This is a genomic window from Streptomyces sp. AC627_RSS907, from assembly GCF_019049165.1.
This window is the reverse complement of the sequence record NZ_JAGMUE010000643.1, coordinates 1-796: the sequence shown is the minus strand read 5'-3', so window position 1 is coordinate 796 and position 796 is coordinate 1. Positions and strand designations below refer to the sequence as shown.

Here is a 796-nt window from a genome sequence, read left to right as displayed (position 1 = left end):
GCCTCGGGATTTCGCTCGAGGCGGTCAGGCAGCAGGTGGAGGAGATCATTGGTCAGGGCCAGCAGGCCCCGTCCGGCCACATCCCCTTCACTCCCCGTGCCAAGAAGGTGCTGGAGCTCTCGCTCCGCGAAGCCCTTCAGCTCGGGCACAACTACATCGGCACGGAGCACATCCTGCTCGGCCTGATCCGCGAGGGTGAGGGCGTCGCCGCCCAGGTCCTCGTGAAGCTCGGGGCCGACCTGAACCGGGTCCGGCAGCAGGTCATCCAACTGCTCTCCGGCTACTCCGGTGGCAAGGAGGCCGCCACGGCCGGCGGCCCCGCCGAAGGCACGCCTTCGACGTCCCTTGTCCTGGACCAGTTCGGTCGCAACCTGACGCAGGCCGCCCGCGAATCCAAGCTCGACCCGGTCATCGGGCGCGAGAAGGAGATCGAGCGGGTCATGCAGGTGCTTTCGCGCCGCACCAAGAACAACCCGGTCCTCATCGGTGAGCCCGGCGTCGGTAAGACGGCGGTCGTCGAGGGGCTGGCGCAGGCCATCGTCAAGGGCGAGGTGCCCGAGACGCTCAAGGACAAGCACCTGTACACCCTGGACCTGGGTGCGCTGGTCGCCGGTTCCCGTTACCGCGGTGACTTCGAAGAGCGCCTCAAGAAGGTGCTCAAGGAGATTCGCACGCGCGGCGACATCATTCTGTTCATCGACGAGCTGCACACCCTGGTGGGTGCCGGCGCGGCCGAGGGCGCGATCGACGCCGCCAGCATTCTCAAGCCGATGCTGGCCCGTGGCGAGCTCCAGAC

1 protein-coding gene is annotated in these 796 nt (G+C 67.6%); it reads left to right on the top strand.

What is annotated here, in order from left to right:
* Positions 1-796, top strand: a 796-nt coding sequence (locus tag KUM32_RS37565) for a Clp protease N-terminal domain-containing protein (RefSeq protein ID WP_217146321.1), incomplete at both ends; no start/stop codon positions are given.